Here is a 19,620-nt window from a genome sequence, read left to right on the forward strand (position 1 = left end):
GAGGAACATAAATCGGCGTTATGATAAAGGAAAGCAACAGTGTGAGCGGCAGGGCTGTAAACGGTATATTAAGAAAACACAAAATAAACGATTTTGCTCGAATGCGTGCCGCTATCGGGCATCGAGGGTGGTTGACAACAGCCTGATAACGAAGACGATAAGGCATTCCTATTGGCGTAATATCGAGCGTTTTATTCAGCTAAATCCCAAGCAAATGGGATCGATAGATTCGCTCACGGACATTGCGGAGATGATTAAGCTCTACACTCTAAAGGCGAAATACCAAAAATCGTATGTTGCGTATGATGAGAGTGAGGATGAAATCGTAAAATTATTGCCTTTTCTGAGTTTAGATTTGTGTCACTTGTATCCAAACTCACTCGGCGGAAAAAATACGGGACTGAATACATTGATAGCCCCCACAAAAATTAATCGCAAACGACGGCATAAATTACCCGCATCATGTCCGTATCCCATTTTGATGGGGCAACAAAGTGAAAACGAATGTATTCCAATGACGGGCTCGCTTTATCAGTATTTAAATGATTATTGCAGTGATGAGGAGATTTTAGCTTTATTTCAAGAAATTGGTAAATTAAAGGAGTATTATTTTTATCGACCTAAAGAAGTGAATTTTGAGTTGGCATTAGAATCGTTATTACTCAGTCAGTTATTATGTGATGAATGTCGTCGACTGGGGTTAAAACAAATTTCAATTAAATTTAATGCGTTAAAAAAGTTATTTTTACTGGATATTTACTTTTGTGAGATTATTGCAATTTGTCTTTTTTATGCCCTTCTTTCGGGAGATGAAGATAAATTGATTGAGTCGTTATTGAATTATTCCGATACACAAAATATTCAGACGAAATCTAATGATGGGGAGTCAATATTGCAGTATGAATATAATGACATGGTTCAATTACAAATTATATGGCAGGAAAAGATTGAAGATTTTGTTTCGGCTATCTTTGGTGTTAATATTCGTGATGAAAAAAACAAAAAAGTATTTTACCTTTCATTTTTCACAAAACCAAAGGGGGAAGACGAGGACGGGAATGAAGAGCCAAAATCGATATGATTATCCATATTGGAGGAAAGCGATAAGCTAAGCTCACTCACATACATCGGTTTATTTTTCTCAAATCGCAGTTGTTTTTCTCGATAGCGCCCAAAAGCGATCACTTTGTGATGATTGTGAGTCACGGTATTGTATCGCGGATACATTACCTGACTAGGGGCGTTATCTTTAGTTTAAGAATTAATTAATATATAAGTATAATAAGTATAATAAGTATAATAAGTATAATAAGTATAATAAGTATAATAAGTATATAAACATTAATATAGATGAATGATACTGACTGGTAAGTAATCTATTATTGTTTGATGATGAATAGAGTGTTTGTGAATAATTAATTTAAAGAATAGTGTGATTAATGACTGGTTTAGTTTGTGGTTTATAACACTAGTGTATCTGATGATTATAGTTTGATTGATGATGAGGTGAATGAGGTTAACATCTCTTTTATTCTGTGAATTAAATAGCGTGTAAACGCAAACCGGTAAATACAAATCATGACTATTAATGACATTGCTCTGAATAGGTTATTTATATTGCGTAAATAGCCTTCTGTGCTGACTTTAGATATGAATGATATTGACGGGTGTATTTATTAATAATGAGTGTGACAATCACTACAGAATCAAATAAACAGAAGGCTTGTCATAAAGCAAAGTCGATAAATTAAGGTAGGTCTAAATACTGAGAACAATATAATCTAAATAAGAGCATTAATCCGGTTTAACCACATGACGTGAATAAGTAATAAGGATTTATGAATGCTAGTCAAATGTAAAAATATCGGTTAAGTTGACTAATAAGATCACGAGTCACTCTTAACAGATCAATGATGACATTAATTAAATTACCCGAAAAAGCCGGCTTTGCTCTACGCCATGCGCCGCCGGAACAACAGCGTGCTTTTCTTGCTGTGATTGAGAGTTGGCCTAGCAATGTGGGGCAAAGTACCCAAGCCTATTCTGAACAGCTTAAGGCCAAAATCGCCCAAATCGTGGCGGTCTGGGGGGGGGTATGGCTTAACCCTGAAGAGGGCAACCAAAAGCTGAAACTGCAATGTACACAAGGCCACCTGATTAACACTCGCCCATTCTACTTACGCCAAGGTGTGTGGTGCACAGGGTGTTATGTTGAAAGCCTACGTGATTCTCTTCACTCGATGCAGGCGTTAGCCGCTAAACGTAAAGGCGTTTGTCTATCCTCCGAATACCTGAATTCACGCAGTAAACTCTTATGGCAATGTGAGCAAGGGCACATTTGGGAAGCCACCTCCGATTTTGTCAAAGCAGGAAATTGGTGTTCGATTTGTTATCTACAGCACAAGAACGCGAATTATCTCAACAAAATAAAACGTATTGCTGAACAACACGGAGGTAAATGCTTGTCTGACGTGTATGTTAACACGAAAACCAAGCTCAAGTTTCGTTGTGCGAAAGGGCATGAATGGGAAACTACGCCACAGATTATTGGTAATGCGAAAGGGTCTTGGTGCCCTGAGTGTAAGCATGATAGCCAACGAGGCACGCTCGAAGAACTTCAAGCTATCGCGGCAGAGCGAGGTGGACGCTGCTTAGCCGCGGTGTTTGTTTCGGTAAACCATAAAGTGGCATGGCAGTGTGAACAAGGCCACGTTTGGGAAGCGGAGCCCAGTCGCATCAAATCAGGCAGTTGGTGTAAGTTATGTGCACATGCGAGCTTACGGTTGACCATTGAAGAGATGCAACAACTGGCGATATCGCGGGGTGGGAAGTGCTTGTCAACTGAATACTTGAACAGTAGGAAAAAACTACGTTGGCAATGTGCATTAGGGCATGTCTGGGAAGCGACACCTGCTCATGTAAAAATGACGACATGGTGCCCTGAGTGTTTTTATTTATCACAATGTCGCAGTGATAAGACGCGCAAAAAATACTTACCGAGCAAAAAATAACGATTGGATGCCCTTTTATTCTTTTATGGATGTGATTTAGTGCGGTCTTTCTACGTCAGTAATGCGTATTTACAAATGGTTACCTTTGAATATTTACAGGGAATTAATAAGATTTTATGATGTAAAGTCTAAGATTACAGCTTGTTTTAATGTGATTAAACACAAATCTTTAAACGATTATTTTATTCCATTGTGAATGATGAGGGCGTGTTGACTATTCTAGGCCCTTCAGTACGGAGCTGATTATGTACAGTAAAGACCCGAAACGCCCTTCAATGTCACCGGTTTCAGCGAAGCAAACGATTGAAACGGCGCAACGCGCTATGTGGCAGAATGCGAATTACAATTCCTACCTTGAACTGTCTGAGATAGCACGATCTGCTCTGCGCAGTGCACTAGGGCTCAATCCAGAGCCCAGTGGCTTGGTGTTTACGTGTCAAATAGGCTCATTGCTACCGGGAACGTTACAAGTCACCGAATTTAGTTTAACGGAAGCGCTGTCTTCCTTGTTTAGCTTAAGCATCAATGCGGTCAGTTTAGAACCGAGTCTTGATTTTCAAGCGCATTTAGGGCAAGTCGCCTCACTGACCGTCAAGCGTGATGGTCAGGTTGAACGGGTCATTACGGGCATTTTAGCGGAAGCCGTTCAAGGGAATTCAGATGGCGTGAAAACGTGGTATCACTTTGTGATCCGCCCCGAAATGTGGATTATGACCCTCAAGCAAGATAGCCGCATTTTTCAAGACACTACGGTACCGAAGATATTAGAAACCTTGCTTAATGAGTCACACGTTAAGCACGATAAACTGCTTTATCATCCTGAAGAGCACCTCGAACGCCCTTATACCACGCAAAAGCGTGAAACGATGTATGATTTCTGGTGTCGTCTCGCGGCGGAAGAGGGAATTACCTTTTGGTTTGAAGAGGGCCCTCAGATGTTCTACAGTGACCGTCGTTTGGGGATGAAAGCGGGGATTGACATTACCTATAATCCACAATCTGATACAGATGTAACGGACAGCACTGCGACAACATGGCAGTATGCTGAGCGACTGTGCAGTGATATTCGTGTGGATAAAGATTACAATCAATTACGTCCTTCGCATCCATTAAATCACCAAACGATTGGCGACGTTCATCAGCAACATGAAGTGTTTGAGAGTTACGGACGCTTTCAGGAAGATGTACAAGGTGAACCGTTAAATAAAATTCGTTATGAGCAATCACAAACCCACCGCCGGACAGGTGCGGCGAATACAAACTGTATTCAATTAGCGCCCGGTCGAATATTTCGTTTAGCAAATCATCCCGACAGTAAAATGAATGACAGTTGGCAGGTGGTTTCTGCTCACCATCGAGGCGTACAGCCATTGGCAGACAACAGTGGGGGTGAAGGTACACACTTAAGCAATACCGTCAACTTTATGCCAAGTACCCAAGAGTGGCGTCCACCTTACCGTTATAAACCCACCGCCGATGGCAATGAACTTGCTACCGTCGTTGGGCCCCCGGGGGAGGAAATTTATACCAATTCACAAGGGGCGGTGACGGTCTATTTTCATTGGGATAGGCGCGGAAAGGCTGACCACAGTGCATCGTGTCGAGTCCGGGTGGCTCAGGGATGGAATGGCAATGGATTTGGCTTTATGGCGATCCCCAGAGTCGGACAGGAAGTAATAATTTCCTATTTAAACAATGACATAGATAAACCCATCATAACGGGATGTACGTATAATGGTCGAAACACACCGCCATTAAATCTACCTGAAGAGAAGACGCGTACCACGTTTAAAACCAAAACCCATAAAGGGGAAGGGTTTAATGAACTGCGTTTTGAAGATTATAACGGTCGCCAAGAAATTTATCTACATGCACAAAAAGATTTTAATGCGGATGTGTTAAATAATCAAAACACCATTGTGGGCCATAATCGTCTTGAGCATATTAAACATGATGCGCATTTAACGGTTGATAATGAGTACCGCGTCTTATCTAAGCAGGCAATGAGCATCAGCACTGAAACAGATTTAAACATTAAAACGGATAATAGCTTCTATACCCTAAGCGACAATGAAATTCATTTAAAGGCAGGCGCGAAAGTGGTGATTGATGCGGGTGTTGAGTTAACCCTACAGGCGGCTGGACACTTTATTAAAATAGATGCAGGGGGCATCAGTTCTAGCGGCATGATAAATATGGGAAGTGGCTCGCCGTCAACGGGCAGTGGTTGGCAAGGCCAATTACCCGATATTGTGAAAATGCTAGGTTCATCGATACCTCAAAGCATCCCCCCAGATACCCCTTTTGTACCAGAAGAAATCTGTATCAGTTGCTTGATGAAAGCCGCAGAGTCAGGGCAAATACTCGTTGTTAGAGGTGAGAAAACTCATGATGAACGTTGATTTAATTCTTAATCGTCTCACCAATTATCCGGATGCAAAATTGTATTGTTTAGTCTGTGGTCTGCAATACGAACGTGTTTATGGTGATGAAATCAAATTTATTCGTTATGTGACAAGTCCTTTATTTCGCCAATTTCCCGATACACAAATTGCGTGGGCGGGGCCGTGGTTATTCAATGTTACCGAAAAAAATGAGTTCATAGAACGATTTGCTAAACTCGAAGTGTCCGCACCAGCATTGTCTTGGATTATTAGTTCTACTGAGATCGATAATCTTGCTGTGCATTTGGCCTCGTTGATGAATATCACGCTACCGGATAATCGAACCGCATTGTTTCGTTTTTATGACCCTCGCGTAATGAAAAATATACCAAATCTACTGGATGACACTCAGCACCAATTTGCCATGAAGCCTATTCATGAATGGTATTATCGTCATGATAATCAATATTACACATTTCAAGGAGGAATGCTGATATGAAATTCAGTGAGGAACAATTAGCGAAAATTCAGGATATTGAACGAAATGATTACTTAACTCAAGTTAAGACGGAATTTTTTTACACGTATGGTGATCAATTACAAAACTTTGATACCTTGAGTGATCGCTTGTCAGAGACATTAAATTATCTGTTTTCATTGGGGTTTAAAGAGGAACGTTTAATCCGTTCTTTCTTATACATAGAGGCTTGCTACCCTAATTTTCGGCATATTCCGCAGATTAAGGCGATGCTAGAAGAGGATAATCGAGTGCCAGAGCAGCAATACCAAGATTATTTACGGATCAGTATGAAACGTCTGGAGTGGGGAAATTAGTATGCCAATACCCTTAATTCTTGCAGCTGTAGAAGTGACTACCTTACTAGAAGGGTTTGGCGTTATCACTACGGGAGCTGTGGCGATAGCGCTTTCACCTGACAACGACGATGTCCAAAAAAAGCTTGACGATAAAATGCGTGAATATGAAAGCGTCGCTTCTGGGGGGGAGATTGGTGTAATAGACGGTGATGAGGATAGCAATGGAAACAGAAGTGGTGGCGCTGCGGGTGCGGTTGCAGGTGCAACGATTGGCGTTGCCGCAATTGAATCAACGACTAATTGTAAAAAATGCCCTGCAATAGGTAAGGTTGAACCACATAAACAATCAATTGAAGGGTGGTCTGCCGCGTCAGTCACTTATCAACAAAGAATTTGTTCGACAACAACGGGGCATGATGGCATTAAGAATTATATCAATGAATATAAATGTCAGGGTGTTGCTTTTGATGGGTGGAGAGAAACTGAGTGCTTGTTTTTAGAGGCAAAAGGTAAATATGACAATTTTTTCAAAAAGGATGGTGATCCTTGGTTTAAAGGTGTAGATGGTGTGATGGCTCAAGCAGGAAGGCATCAATTAGCTCTGGATTCATTACAAAATATTCCATATTGTCACTGGCATTTTTTGGAGCCAGTAAGTGCTAAGTACTTTCAAGGGCAATTCTCTATTTTTTCAAATCTTGTAGTATTTCATACGCCATAAGGACTAATCATGACCCTTTCATTAGAGATAGAAATTTATTTAAGTAAGAAAAATTATACAGCGCAAGATGCGATTAATAATATTTTATTCTTTTCAGAGTCAATAAAAGAAATAAATAATTCTGAACGCTGGTTTTTAACCGGGAAAACTAAAGAAGATGCACTGAAGCATAAAATAATTGATAACGGCCTAATCAATTCCGTAGTAGCAGACTTACTTATTAAAAAATTAAATAAAACTCCTCCGATATTCGTAACCTCAATTTGGAATGGAAGTAGTGATAATATAAGGATACAAAATTATCTTTGTAAGAGTTTAGATAATTTTCGACTTACTTTTTCATTGAAAGTAAAAAATGTCATTGGGTTAGCGGAGAGATTAAAAAATGCACTGTTGGGCATCTTAAGTAATAAAGATAATGTTGCTGTTATATTTGTTCAAACAAATCATTATCAAATGGAAGAGAAAAATGTTTTCCCTGAAAGAATTCCAGTAGGCTGGATGCTTTATTTAAATAAAGAAGTGACAAAAGAACAAGTGCCAATGGCAGCTCAGCTTATCAATATTGAAAATGAAAAAAATACGGGAACGCTAATGATCAGTACAAATGAGGTATTTGATGGTACTGATGAACTACATATTAAAAAAGCTAATGAAATTGAAATCCAACTAGCTGCGTATGGACTATTACCAACATATCAAGATATTTATAGCTAAAAGAGACGATACAATATGCCTTCAATAATTCGGCTTGGTGACAGTACTTCTCATGGTGGTAAGGTTATTTCAGCTCAAGAAAACTTTGTATTGAAAGGTCGCGCAGCAGCAGTTGTCGGGGATGAAGTCAGTTGCCCTAAATGCAAAGGTATCTACGCGATTGTAGAAGGCTCTGCCACAATGAAATATAACGGAAAAAGTCTTGCTCTTGAGGGGATGAAAACTGCCTGTGGTGCTACTTTAATTGCATCACAGAGTTCAATCACGGGTAAATAATTTTTATCCAAAAAGCAATTTTTGCCGTGTTGGGCAAAACATCTGGTGTCAGGAACATTTACTTGAAGGTGTTGATGTTGAGACCTTTACAGTGATTAAGCCTACTATTGGGCGTGATAAAAATTATTATTACTACGAAGAGCATCGATATACACACCAAGAGTATGTGGAAGAGGATGTTGAGCGTTATTACACTTTTGGTTAATTCACGTGTGTTCTTCGACTACCCAGTTGAGATACGCAAGGCCATTTATACCACCAATGCCATTGAGTCGCTGTACTTGGCCTTGAATCAGGCTTCAAAAAGTGGACTATGCCATACGCAACTAGAAGCCAGCGATGGCACAGTTCGAGATCATGTATCAGGATCGGATTTAACAGTGAAACCAGCCATTTTCTCAAAATCTTTTACAGTCTCGTTCTGACAATTTCATTCCATTAAAATAAATTTGTTGAGAACACCCCATCCCCTCATAACCCGCATATCTTTTTATGACCACTTCACTTTTCCCTTCATTCTTATATCTATCCGACTCCCAAGACATTCTTTCCATCGGTACTTCTTTTGATGCTGAGGCATCCAATCTATTTGTAGAACACCCAACCAAACCTAGTAGCGCCAACATAACAAACGCAGCCTTAGACTTCATCATATTACCTCAAGTATTAGTATTTTCGACATTGTATATTTATGTAAGTATAAGTTTCAATTTGTTTCTATCATTTTTAGCCATTGGGGATCAGAGTGGGATTTCCACTCAATGAGCCATGAAGCCATTTTAGTGTAGGGGATGTATTTATTTCCCGCTTCATGGTTCTCATTCTGAAGTGCCAGCGCACGGTTAAAAACGAAACGACAAGCCCCAGCAAAGCGCCGCATGTCGGGCTCCTGTTGACCATTTGGTCTTAACTGAAATTTGAAGGCTTGAAGTCGTTTCATATTCACAATTATACTTTGGTCTATGAAAAAAGAAACGGATATCCGCCGCGGTAGAAACTGTGTGTTTCTAATGCATGTTCACTTGGTTTTTGTGGCTAAATATCGCCGGAAAATATTTGATCAGGACGCTATTGAGAAGCTGCGCGGCTATTTCGCAAGTGTATGTGCAGACTTTGGAGATGGATGGTGAAGCTGATCATGTGCATCTACTGGTCAACTATCCACCGAAATTAGCGATATCTCACCTTGTTAACAGCTTGAAAGGTGTTTCAAGTCGATTGTTGCGGCGTGATCGGCCTGATATTGCAGGTAGATATTACTACAAAGGCGTTCTGTGGAGTCCAAGCTACTTTGCCGGTAGTTGCGGAGGTGCGCCAATATCCATCATTCGGCAATACATTGAGCAACAGCAAACACCAGGTTAGGTGAAAAACCGCGCCTTATATCCCTGCCCTGAAGGACAGGGTTTTACGGCGCATTGGATAAGACAAATAGATTTTAAACCGACTCTTTGATTCCCCCTATACCCGAAGAAAAAATAATCGGATATGGCCTCCCTATTTCCGTCAAATTGGTATCACAACTGATATGTTTTCCATCATGGCCAGACAAAACAATTCAACCTAACTCAAATTTATAAACCTCATTCTTAAACACCGCATATACAGAAAATAAAATTATCATGAAACGATAATCTTTTTCTTTACTACGATAATTTTTTATTATAATTTGATAATTAATGTACTAACACAAGGTCTATGTGGATAAATGGAAATGAGCAAAAGTAAGAAAAAATTATTTTTTTATTCTAAATCAGTCGCTTTTATAATTTGGATAATGGCAATCGCAGATCTAGTTTGTGATTACTATTTTTGGGCAACTCAAAAAGAACAAATGTTGTACGGGATAATCGGAAACATTGATCCGACGTTGTTAGACAAGAGTATTGAACTAAGTTCCATAAGTGTGATATTACTAATGCTACTAACACATATTCCTGTTTTAATTTCTTCTATAAGCCTATTTTTTGTTGGTTATTTCTTTTTTGAAGCATCAAAAGGCGAAATTTGGACACAACGAAATATCAAAACACTCTTTATCGGTGGAATATTAGCAGTCATAACACCTATCGTGAATGGTATGTTAGGCTCATTAACAAGTTTAGCATTATCAATAAGTTTACCACCTGGTGAACGCATTTTTGTCTTTTATTTAGGGTTTTCTTTAAATGCAATGCGTGAGATAATTTACGGCATTATGATCCTCTCTCTCGCACTAATAATGAAAGAAGCCAAAAAAATTAGTGATGAAAATCAACAGTATATATAACTATGCCTATAATAATAACTCTAGATGTTTTGATGGTTGAGAAAAAAATAAAATCAAAGGATTTAGCTTTAGAGCTAGGGATCACCGAGGCAAACTTATCCTTGCTCAAAAATGGGAAAATAAAAGGAATTAAATTTTCCACACTAGAAAAACTATGCGAAATTTTAGATTGTCAGCCTGGAGATATTATTAAATATACTTAAACCTTTATTAAGGTTATTGATAAAAATTACTTACAAAAAATCATGATATAATAAAAAATCACTATATATCAAATAGTTAAACCAGAAAACTCGTTTATAAAAATAACAAAATTAAATAAAAATGCTATCTTATACATATCGTTAATAAGCTTTTAAAAATGAAAATAAAATACTTTATTTTTGCACTGTTTTTATACTTATCATATTATTCGTTAGGTAGCTACATTTTGAATTACAATACATCTAACTATATTTCAAACGGAGATATTATCTCTCATTTAAAATATAAAAATAATTCTGAGGGCTTATATTTAACAATAAAAAAATCAATAGAAAAAATTTATTACAGCCGCTTAATTTAATTGCGTTATTAAACTAAAAATACACTACATTCTAACCCAAGTTGATATGAGACTTTAAACATGATTAAATTACTATTTGTTTTCATGACCTTTATTATTCCAGTTCATAGCTTTGCTTTGAATGATTTAAACAATAATAATGAATTAATTTATAACTATATTTACCCAAAGAAAGACCCCTTAATTTTCAATGGGAAGCTCGGTGAGTCACCATCCAACAACTACATGATTAAAAACACAAATCAATCAAAATACTTTAATTTTAATGTAACTAAATACAGACAATATCTTGATGAGCGACAAGAGCAATTTTATCAAGGGGGAACTCGAGCATTGAATCACTATTCAGATAACTTGGGTATAATAATTCCATTTAATTAATAGCTGTATCAATATTTTTCACTTCAAAAAAGTTGAATTAGAAAAGCCATTATTTCAAATAACAAACGTTATTATTTAATAACAATGACGATATAGCCATTTTAATGGCTATATCGTTCACTAATATTTTCTAGCGGAAAAAGATCTCTTTGTCGGCCACATCAATCTTTAATGAATTCTGCCAACCTGTCAGCGTCAATTGCGCTAACTCTGCCAACCCAACATAAAATGGAAAATTGACATTAGCTTGCAGTTTATTGAGATAATGGAACGCCCAAGGCAATAAATGCTGAGCTAATAACTCATTTAATTTAAGCGGCTCATTCTCAGCAACCCATGCCACCATCATCAACATCAAACCAAAATGATCTTCAGGTTCATTTTGCGTTAAACAAATATCAATGTGATTATGTTGCATCCATTCACGTAATTGCAGTGTGGAATCACCAAAAATGACATTTTCTTTATCTAGCCACACAGAACCCCATGGCGGTGATGGCAATGCGTAAGGGCCAATAAATAGCCGCTGATAAGCTTCATCTAAGCTTTCATTATCTGTCTGCAAAACAGCTAATTGACGGCTAAATCATATACTCACAAAATAATAGGATTAATGTGCCAAATTTGAGAAGCATAGTCTTTTATCGTTCTATCTGACGAAAGAAAGCCCATATTGCAAATATTTTGTGCAACATTGGCGCCATCTAATGTGCCTATTGTTAACGCCCCATTTAGTGCAAATTTCATATTACCCGTTCCCGACGCTTCAGTACCTGCGAGAGATATTTGTTCAGAAAGATCGGTCGCAGGGATAATTTTTTGGGCCAAACTGACACTGTAATCAGGGATAAAAACGACTTTTAGCCGTGAATCAATGCGTTGGTCATTATTAATAACGGTAGCAACATCGTTGATGAGATGAATAATTTTTTTAGCCGCACTATAGGATGAGGCCGCTTTACCTGAAAAAATCACCACACGAGGTACCCAATTTTTTTCAGGGTTAGCTAGAGCGTGTTTATCTTTGTAGTGCATATTTCAATCGACCCACATTGGGAGCCACATGATTGAAAATGCTAAAGCAACAACACTTTCATAATTTCGGGCTAATTTGTCATACCGAGTCGCCACTGCTCGATATTTCTTTATTTTTAGGAAGGCATTTTCAACTAAATGACGATATCGATATAAGCACCAATCAATATCTTTATTCCCTTGTTTACTATTCCCTTTTCTTGGGATGACATGCTGACCCCGACGGCTTTTTATCAACTGCCGTAAGGCTTCACAGTCATAGCCTTTATCTGCAATAACAACTTCGGCTTCCGGTGAAGAGGTAACCAATGTTTCTGCATAACTCACATCATGGGCACTGTTGCAAAGTTTAAGTAGCCGGTATGCTAAATTAACTATTTCATTAATGAGGTCCGTTTGGTGAATGCATTTAAAGGTCGTCATTTCACTGGTATTATCATTCTTTGGGCTGTACGTTGGTACTGCAAATACGGTATCAGTTACCGAGAACTTCAGGAAATGTTGGCTGAGCGCGGTGTAAATGTAGATCACACGACAATCTATCGCTGGGTTCAACGTTATGCACCAGAAATAGAAAAGCGGTTACGTTGGTATTGGTGTAATCCCTCCGACCTCAACAATTGGCATTTAGACGAAACTTATATCAAAGTGAATGGGAAATGGACGTACCTTTACCGAGCTGTCGATAGCCGAGGGTACACCATTGAATTTTATCTCTCGCCTCGTCGTAATACCAAGGCAGCTTATCGATTTTTAAGAAAAATATTCAATCGCGTTAAAAAATGGCAAATCCCCAGGGTTATCAATACAGATAAAGCCGCATCTTATGGCCGAGCGCTTAACCTTCTCAAAGAAGAAGGAAAATGCCCTACACATGTAGAACATCGACAAATCAAATTTCACAATAATGTCATTGAATGTGATCATGGAAAATTGAAGCGCGTGATAAATCCCACCTTAGGGTTTAAATCAATTAAAACAGCACATGCGACCATTAAAGGAATTGAGGTGATGCGTGCGCTTCGCAAAGGTCAAGCAGAACATTTTTACTATGGCCAACCGTTAGGAGAAGTGCGCCTCGTGAATAGAGTATTCGGACTTTAATCCACTTTGAGCGGAAAAGCTCAGCTTCACGATTCTATTTGCAACAGAGCCTTACAAGACTATGCTACACGGTGGCAATGGTTTTATAATCACGAACGGTCGAACATGGCGTTGAATGGCTATACCCCAATGCAACATCTACAACGAATTACCTGATTCTACTTATAACCTCGGTTAAAAACGGGGGGATTACCAAATGGCAATAAAGTAAATTTCATTTTTTCTTATCCTAAATTTTATGCATCTCATGTCAGGTAAACGTGACAAGGCGTTACTGTATCGCTCTAGTATTTATTTTATATTGAAACTTTGATAAAAAAAGCATCCCGAAGGATGCTTAATATTCTGGTTAGGTTAAAATATTACATTCTGAGTTGATACTTTTGCTCACGCTTTCTGAATGCTTCATTACCGCCTTCCAATACTTCACAAATATGCTCTCTTATTCCTTGAGAATATAGGAACACATCACATTTATTATCTTTAGGTTTAGAGTGTTCTATCCCACCGCTAACATATTGAAACTTCATTCCAGATTCATTTTGTAGTTTGACATCATTTTGGTTTGCTACGATGACCTGTTCTGCATCTGCACTTACAACTACATTCGGATTATGTGTAACCAGAATAATTTGTCTATCTTTTTTCTTTAACTTGAGATATTTAACTAACTCATTGTAAATGGCTCGATTGTCAAGACTGTCTTCTGGTTGGTCAATTAAAACAGGACAAATTTTATCACTAAACTCTAAGAGGAGTTTTAGCACTACAAACGCTTGTTTTCCTTGAGACATATTTTCAAAACTGTCATTTTGATACGTCAATTCATAATCTTGTTTATAGGTATTTGTACTAAGAACCTGAGTCAAAGTAGACTGCGGAGTATGGCTACCTTTGCATTGTAGTTGATTACTCATTGCAATGGAAATGAGTGAACGGACTGTTTCTTTTGGATCTTCTGGATATTGAGTACAAAAATCAGTTACTAATTGCTTTTGATCATTACTTCTTTGAATCAACTGTTCTGATAAAATATTACTAATTATTTCGTTATCAAAAGAACAAGTAACTGTAACTTCCAAGTCACCACCGCTAAATTTAAGTTGTTCACTTAATTTATTTGACTGTTCTTTATACTCTTCATGCGATTCAGCCAGTTGTTCTGAAAGAGAAGCTTGCGCTTTATTTAGAGCCTATCTCAATAGGGATTAATTACCGCATAAAAATATATTATCACTGTAACCAAAACCTTATATAGCCTGACTTTTAAACATCAATATGGCTGGGTAAGGTGATGAATGTAGCTCCTATTGAGATAGGCTCTTAGCTTGCTTAATTCTTCTTCTTTTTGTTCAATTTCAGTTAGTTTTTTCCTTTCCACATTCAAGGAATTTGTTAATTGTTGGGCTGCGATATCATTATGTAACAGCTCTTGCCCTTTAATATAAATAGGCTTCGTTTCATTCTGTTCTTTTTGCAAAGTAAGCTCTTTAACTCTATCAGATAGAACCACTTCTCTCTCTGCAATAAAAGTAAGCCAACTCTTCTCAAAATCCTTTTTTAACTGATTGTACTTATCAGAGAACAACTTTCCTAAGTTGGGTTCAGAGATTTTGTCTTCAATATCTGTATCTTTAAAAAAGTTTTGTTTTGTTAGTTCTGTAAGTTCAGTAGAAATCTTATCAAGTCGCGTTAGTTTTTCATTGATCGATCTTAGTTCAGTTTGAACCTGTTCATACTCAGCTTTCTCATCGGCACTAAAATCTCCACTGAGTGCTGCCAATTCTCCTTCCAATTTACGGATTTCAGCCTCAACGACAACCTTATCACCAAATGTTGAAAGTTCCTCTTCCTTCCTGGTGATAGCGTCTTTTGTAGCGAAAAGACTTGAAATTAGAGTCTCTTGTTTAGACTTCTGAGATGCAACAAATTCAGAATATCTATCCAAAATAGCATTTTCGTCTTTCTTCTTTATAATTCCTGAGATAAGTTTGTTCCGTTTAGTGTCATCACTTGCCAGTGTGTACATAAAACTTTGAGGGAAGTAGTCAACATCTCTATCTACATCATCATTTCCATCTTTCCAGTTCACCTTGACTGAGGATGCAATTGATGAAATATAGTTGTGATACCGTTCATTATCTGTTGAAAACTTCCCTAACTTATAAGCTATCGAAGCCAATAGGGACGATTTACCAGTAGAACGACCACCAATAATTGTGTTCAGGTTTTCATTGAGTTCTATTTTTCCTTCCCACAAACCACTATTCGATAAGTCAAGTGAATCGATAACCTGATAAGTAGGCTTTTGATCAGGCTTAGTCACTTGAAGACAAATACGTTCTTCTGGTTCATAAATAACTTGTTTTAGTCCTTCAAACGTAGGAGCCGATTTAATCCAACTGAATTTTGTACCAATCTTTTCTAAGCTATGTGCATCACTACTTTGGAATAGTGGGTGACGGTTCTTAAGCCAAAACTCTCTATCTTCTTCTAAGTTACTTACCTTATCCGTTGAATGTAGCAAGAAATCTGACTTGGCATATACAGTCTGAAAATTACTGCTTGAACGAGCATTGCCGTGTCCACGAGAGAGAAACCCAATAAAAAATCTACCCTGTAACCCTAACGCTTCGTCATTCAAAATTTCATGTAGATGAGAAAATTCAACAGTTGCGGATTGCAGATCTTGGGGTTTAAGTCCATGAGCCATCTTCTTTGCTGCACCAACATTCAAGCTTAACTTGACTAACAGATTCTGTATTTCTTCCTTAGACACATCATCACTGAAGATCACATGTATATCGCAACACTTCTCATCGGTATTCGTGTATGAACTTCTCAATTCAAGGTTTAAGAAAGTAGTTATACCTTCTGATTCGAGCTTGCTCTTCAAAGTGAATTCTTCATCTTTGAAAAAGTAGTAATTTGTCAAAGCCACTGCCGAAATCTCTTCGGCTTTTAGTTTAGAGATAAATTGCTCATCTGTTGCGGTATACGGGTTAAGGTTTGTATAGGGCGTATGTAGGTGCAGATCCCACTTTCGCCATTGTGAACCTTTAGGGAACTTATTGTATGTTTTATGATTCATTCTTTCTCTAACCTAATTTTCTGACTTTGTTGATTCATGAAGAACAAGATAGCTTAACGATAAGGCTTTCATTCTAACGGATTCTAAACAAAGAAAGCTGATGTGGAATCATCTTCTGCAAAAATCTCAGTTACTACCAACTGGTGTACGACCCAAATTTATCCAATCCAATCAGCAGCTTCCTAATGTGCTCTAATCGACGGAGCACATAAGCCCGAATACCCTATCAATCGACCTGCGGCATCATTTACTATTGGAATGAGCCAAAGCAACTAAGAGTAGTGTTTTTTCTTAAACACTAAATGGCAAAGCAACATTTCTTAACCAATATAAAAAAGCATCCCTGTTCTGCGTTAGGGCGAGAGACATTTTGACTTCATGTAATTTAAGCATGGGTGTGCTCCTTCTGTAAAATTTAAACTAAACGTTCTGAGTACCCAACATTCATGATCCACACTCGGCAACCCACCTTGAAACTTAGAAGACCACTGAGCTGTGCCTGCATGCGTATCGAGCCAGGTTCGTATGTTTAGGGCGTAGCTTTGCCTAGAGCGCATTCAATCGCACCAGGTGTGGTTGAAATTGAGTTGGTGGGTAATGGGTAGGTATGCTATGGAAAATGCACGGCGACTCGCGCTAGTGCCTTAGGATCCAAGGGCGGAGTTGCCCCCTCTCGATTCATCAATGCGCACTTGTAACCACTGTTCTACTTCACTTTTCAGCCATCTTGAGCTGCGTCCCAGTTTAATCGGTTTGGGAAACTCACCGTCTTGAATGAGTTTATAAAACCACTTATCCGTTAATCCTGTCAGATGAGTGATAAATTTAATATCGACTAACTGATCGTCCAGTAAAGATGTTTTCATATTATTCATTGGGAAACTCCTGTCTTTGAAATAAAAAGGCAGAAGTGATATCGAGATAATTATCGGGATATGACTTCTCAAATCATATCCCCGATATGTAAAAAATTACTTATTGACTACACCCAAAACAACGATAACTATCGTGATAAGGTTTTGTATAATCTTTTGCAAAATAATTTAATGCGTTCATCGCATTTTTATAAGCATAATGATAATACGTTTTTCCTTGTTCTATATAATAGTAACCAGAAAAACGCACCAATCCCTCAGGCGGATCATTCACTAATCCCAATGCACTATTCCAAGCATTAATAATTAATCTAGCCAAATTATTACCTTCATGATAATGCCCCGTACTATAATAAACATCTTTATTTAGGAATAAGGCAACATGGTAATGAGCTTTACAATTAATCTCCCCAACCTCTCTTACCCAAACATAATCGACGTTTACGTTTAAATTCCGTTTCCACAATAAACTTTTATTTTTAACATCAGTCTTTATTCTTAATTTTAACGAATCTAAAAATCGAGTAATCACTTTATGGTCATCCTCATAGTCGGTTCTTCCATAAGGGGATCGTAAATCAATTCTAAAGATAGATAGTCGTTTAAACTCACTGAGTGATTTATTAACAGCTTGTTCAATTCTTTTTTGGTAATAAAGATTATGAGTACCCTTCGACATCATTATACCTCTCATATTTAACTGTGATTAGCACTTCATATAAGATGGTTTATATTCATTCAATTACATTATCTATCTAAAGTAATTAGTATTATCATAAATACACTATAATAATTAACATCATGAATATCATTTGTTTAATCACTCTATATATACTTATATACTTATATACTTATATACTTATATACTTATATACTTATATACTTATATACAACATTATATTTCTTTAATAACTGCAGCGTAACCTAGATAAACACGTGCTAAAATACGAGCTTGTATTATGGTAATCACTTAAAATAAATCCAAGTTTGACGTAAAAAAAGAAAAAACTCACCCGATGAAAATGACATTCTATTTTACCTCAATATCTCAACAACACTAAAACATCAATTCCTGCACACACATTGCCCCTCTCAAGTGCATCGGCTTTCTTTCCTGCCATTTTGTGTCATAAGGCTACTCATGCTCATTAATTGATACTCATTGGCGCTTTGGAAAAGAAAAAAAAGAAGCATAAAAGGCTAAACGCTGAGCCTCTGTTGCAATCTCCGTATCAAAATAAATAGATACATAACTCAAAATTCGTTGAATCCAATCATCTTTAATACGACTTAGGGAAACTTGTTGAAATGTCGTCCGGTCTAACGTATTCACTATCTGATAATCTGACAGCATCAATAATGCCTTTAATAAATCGCCTTCATCCCCCGATAATAGACTGTAAAACAAACAAATCGAAGATATCTCAATAAAATCATAATCAAAAACAAATATTTTTTGGATGAGATGCATTTTAGTCACAACATGTGACAACCCGATTCGATGGCATTCATCAAGCAATAATTTGGTGAAAGGCATTTCAAGTAGTGCATGCGATAATGTAACTGGTAAGTTATTTTTCTTTTCTTTATAAAAATGAAATTCGCTCAGTCGACCAATTCGGTGAAATAAGGCCACCATTTCACTCTCGCTGAACATATCGGTTAATCCATGAAACAAGGTTGTTTCGAGTTTAATCGGACTCTGCATTGACTTTACTCCATTAAGGGGCTCGATATGACTCTTTTTCGGCAAGTGATTTGAGCGTAAGCGATTCACTTTTCCCGGTCCGATAAGCATATTTGCGAGTGTATTCATGCCTCCTTCTGAATTGGGATAACGATGGCACACGGCTAAATCCATAAACGGCTTCAGTACGAGGCCTTTTTCATTCTCATCATAATGGACATAGGATTTTTGATATTCTGCTTTTCTCTCATATAAATGAACCATGTCAGCAATATCATTAAGATGATTTATTGACGCCAACCCTTTCGGATTACGTTTAATAAAACGTTCTACATTTCGCCAATATGAGTGATTAATAATCCTGAAAATGACCTCATCATTAATTAATCGAGAAGCGAGATGCCGACATTCATTTGAGCAAAATTTTTGGTTATGCGTCCCTAAGAGGGTTTTATCACACCCCTGTCGTGCACAGTTTTGTGTGGCTTTTAGTAATCTATTTTGTTGATTGCGTAAGCGTGTTGAATAGTGGGTTGCGCACAAATAGGCGCGCCTCGCTTCCGGGATATCTAGCACCCTATTTTGGCAATTATTTCGTTTACATTTTGGTAGCTTTTTCATTTTATTACCTTTATTAATTAAATTTGCATGATATTACTACTTTATAACAAGCGTACTTGAGTATCGT

19 protein-coding genes and 5 pseudogenes are annotated in these 19,620 nt (G+C 37.6%); 14 read left to right on the forward strand and 10 right to left on the reverse strand.

Annotated features, from left to right (window positions below):
* Positions 1-250: 250 nt before the first annotated feature.
* From I3B46_RS18710 to I3B46_RS22785, 9 genes and pseudogenes are all read left to right on the forward strand, one after another.
* The gene (locus I3B46_RS18710; RefSeq protein ID WP_231405875.1) at positions 251-1,081 is read left to right on the forward strand and encodes a hypothetical protein; all 831 of its coding nucleotides are present in this window, start codon (positions 251-253) and stop codon (positions 1,079-1,081) included.
* An 829-nt stretch (positions 1,082-1,910) separates the two neighbouring features.
* Entirely contained in the window at positions 1,911-3,011 is a 1,101-nt protein-coding gene (locus I3B46_RS21925) for a hypothetical protein (protein ID WP_231405876.1), read from the forward strand.
* 245 nt (positions 3,012-3,256) lie between these two features.
* Positions 3,257-5,413: a type VI secretion system Vgr family protein gene (locus I3B46_RS18720; protein WP_231405877.1), complete on the forward strand. Its 2,157-nt coding sequence runs from the start codon at positions 3,257-3,259 to the stop codon at positions 5,411-5,413.
* Complete coding sequence (locus I3B46_RS18725) at positions 5,400-5,894, forward strand: DUF4123 domain-containing protein (RefSeq protein ID WP_129765242.1); 495 nt, start codon at positions 5,400-5,402, stop codon at positions 5,892-5,894. Before I3B46_RS18720 ends, I3B46_RS18725 begins: the two co-directional genes overlap by 14 nt.
* Positions 5,891-6,229 carry a hypothetical protein gene (locus tag I3B46_RS18730; RefSeq protein ID WP_129765241.1) on the forward strand — a complete coding sequence of 113 codons (339 nt, stop codon included), beginning with the start codon at positions 5,891-5,893 and terminating at the stop codon, positions 6,227-6,229. Before I3B46_RS18725 ends, I3B46_RS18730 begins: the two co-directional genes overlap by 4 nt.
* Before the next feature lies 1 nt (position 6,230).
* Entirely contained in the window at positions 6,231-6,932 is a 702-nt protein-coding gene (locus tag I3B46_RS18735) for a restriction endonuclease fold toxin 5 domain-containing protein (RefSeq protein ID WP_129765240.1), read from the forward strand.
* A 9-nt stretch (positions 6,933-6,941) separates the two neighbouring features.
* Positions 6,942-7,649: an Imm52 family immunity protein gene (locus I3B46_RS18740; protein ID WP_129765239.1), complete on the forward strand. Its 708-nt coding sequence runs from the start codon at positions 6,942-6,944 to the stop codon at positions 7,647-7,649.
* Positions 7,650-7,664: 15 nt separating this feature from the next.
* Complete coding sequence (locus I3B46_RS18745) at positions 7,665-7,925, forward strand: PAAR domain-containing protein (protein WP_129765238.1); 261 nt, start codon at positions 7,665-7,667, stop codon at positions 7,923-7,925.
* A gap of 212 nt (positions 7,926-8,137) precedes the next feature.
* A pseudogene (locus I3B46_RS22785) lies at positions 8,138-8,303 on the forward strand (IS256 family transposase); the annotation flags it as partial.
* A gap of 20 nt (positions 8,304-8,323) precedes the next feature.
* Here the strand turns inward: I3B46_RS22785 and I3B46_RS18760 are convergent.
* Together I3B46_RS18760 and I3B46_RS18765 are read right to left on the reverse strand one after the other, a co-directional pair.
* Positions 8,324-8,578 (reverse strand): hypothetical protein, encoded by a 255-nt coding sequence (locus I3B46_RS18760; protein WP_163762187.1) that lies wholly within the window; start codon positions 8,576-8,578, stop codon positions 8,324-8,326.
* Positions 8,579-8,649: 71 nt separating this feature from the next.
* Positions 8,650-8,865, reverse strand: a pseudogene (locus I3B46_RS18765) (helix-turn-helix domain-containing protein); the annotation flags it as partial.
* A gap of 91 nt (positions 8,866-8,956) precedes the next feature.
* On the opposite strand from I3B46_RS18765, the pseudogene tnpA reads away from it, so the two are divergent.
* The 4 genes and pseudogenes from tnpA (at position 8,957) to I3B46_RS22560 (ending at position 11,140) form a co-directional block, all read left to right on the forward strand.
* A pseudogene (gene tnpA, locus I3B46_RS18770) lies at positions 8,957-9,290 on the forward strand (IS200/IS605 family transposase).
* A 343-nt stretch (positions 9,291-9,633) separates the two neighbouring features.
* Positions 9,634-10,194: a hypothetical protein gene (locus I3B46_RS18775; protein ID WP_129765235.1), complete on the forward strand. Its 561-nt coding sequence runs from the start codon at positions 9,634-9,636 to the stop codon at positions 10,192-10,194.
* Between the two features lie 2 nt (positions 10,195-10,196).
* The gene (locus tag I3B46_RS18780) at positions 10,197-10,397 is read left to right on the forward strand and encodes a helix-turn-helix domain-containing protein (protein WP_070925360.1); all 201 of its coding nucleotides are present in this window, start codon (positions 10,197-10,199) and stop codon (positions 10,395-10,397) included.
* Positions 10,398-10,819: 422 nt separating this feature from the next.
* Complete coding sequence (locus tag I3B46_RS22560) at positions 10,820-11,140, forward strand: hypothetical protein (RefSeq protein WP_129949672.1); 321 nt, start codon at positions 10,820-10,822, stop codon at positions 11,138-11,140.
* 130 nt (positions 11,141-11,270) lie between these two features.
* On the opposite strand, the pseudogene dmsD reads toward I3B46_RS22560, so the two are convergent.
* The 3 genes and pseudogenes from dmsD to I3B46_RS18800 form a co-directional block, all read right to left on the reverse strand.
* Positions 11,271-11,702: pseudogene (gene dmsD / locus I3B46_RS18790) on the reverse strand (Tat proofreading chaperone DmsD); the annotation flags it as partial.
* A gap of 32 nt (positions 11,703-11,734) precedes the next feature.
* A pseudogene (locus tag I3B46_RS18795) lies at positions 11,735-12,148 on the reverse strand (glycogen/starch/alpha-glucan phosphorylase); the annotation flags it as partial.
* A gap of 30 nt (positions 12,149-12,178) precedes the next feature.
* Entirely contained in the window at positions 12,179-12,598 is a 420-nt protein-coding gene (locus I3B46_RS18800) for a transposase (RefSeq protein WP_231405878.1), read from the reverse strand.
* Here I3B46_RS18800 and I3B46_RS18805 point away from each other — a divergent pair.
* Positions 12,575-13,279, forward strand: coding sequence for an IS6 family transposase (locus I3B46_RS18805; protein WP_121875320.1), 705 nt, complete (start codon positions 12,575-12,577; stop codon positions 13,277-13,279). The two genes, I3B46_RS18800 and I3B46_RS18805, sit on opposite strands and share 24 nt — an antisense overlap.
* Positions 13,280-13,641: 362 nt before the next feature.
* Here the strand turns inward: I3B46_RS18805 and I3B46_RS18810 are convergent, their stop codons facing one another.
* The 5 genes from I3B46_RS18810 to I3B46_RS18830 form a co-directional block, all read right to left on the reverse strand.
* Complete coding sequence (locus tag I3B46_RS18810; RefSeq protein ID WP_196993116.1) at positions 13,642-14,361, reverse strand: ATP-binding protein; 720 nt, start codon at positions 14,359-14,361, stop codon at positions 13,642-13,644.
* A gap of 191 nt (positions 14,362-14,552) precedes the next feature.
* Complete coding sequence (locus I3B46_RS18815) at positions 14,553-16,370, reverse strand: hypothetical protein (RefSeq protein ID WP_163762189.1); 1,818 nt, start codon at positions 16,368-16,370, stop codon at positions 14,553-14,555.
* Positions 16,371-17,014: 644 nt separating this feature from the next.
* Positions 17,015-17,245 carry a helix-turn-helix transcriptional regulator gene (locus tag I3B46_RS18820; RefSeq protein ID WP_163762190.1) on the reverse strand — a complete coding sequence of 77 codons (231 nt, stop codon included), beginning with the start codon at positions 17,243-17,245 and terminating at the stop codon, positions 17,015-17,017.
* 100 nt (positions 17,246-17,345) lie between these two features.
* The gene (locus I3B46_RS18825; protein ID WP_231405879.1) at positions 17,346-17,927 is read right to left on the reverse strand and encodes an inovirus Gp2 family protein; all 582 of its coding nucleotides are present in this window, start codon (positions 17,925-17,927) and stop codon (positions 17,346-17,348) included.
* Between the two features lie 477 nt (positions 17,928-18,404).
* Positions 18,405-19,196 (reverse strand): hypothetical protein, encoded by a 792-nt coding sequence (locus tag I3B46_RS18830; RefSeq protein WP_196993117.1) that lies wholly within the window; start codon positions 19,194-19,196, stop codon positions 18,405-18,407.
* Positions 19,197-19,620: the final 424 nt, after the last annotated feature.

This window comes from Providencia sp. 2.29, assembly GCF_015832305.1.
GTDB classification, from domain to species: Bacteria; Pseudomonadota; Gammaproteobacteria; order Enterobacterales; family Enterobacteriaceae; genus Providencia; species Providencia stuartii.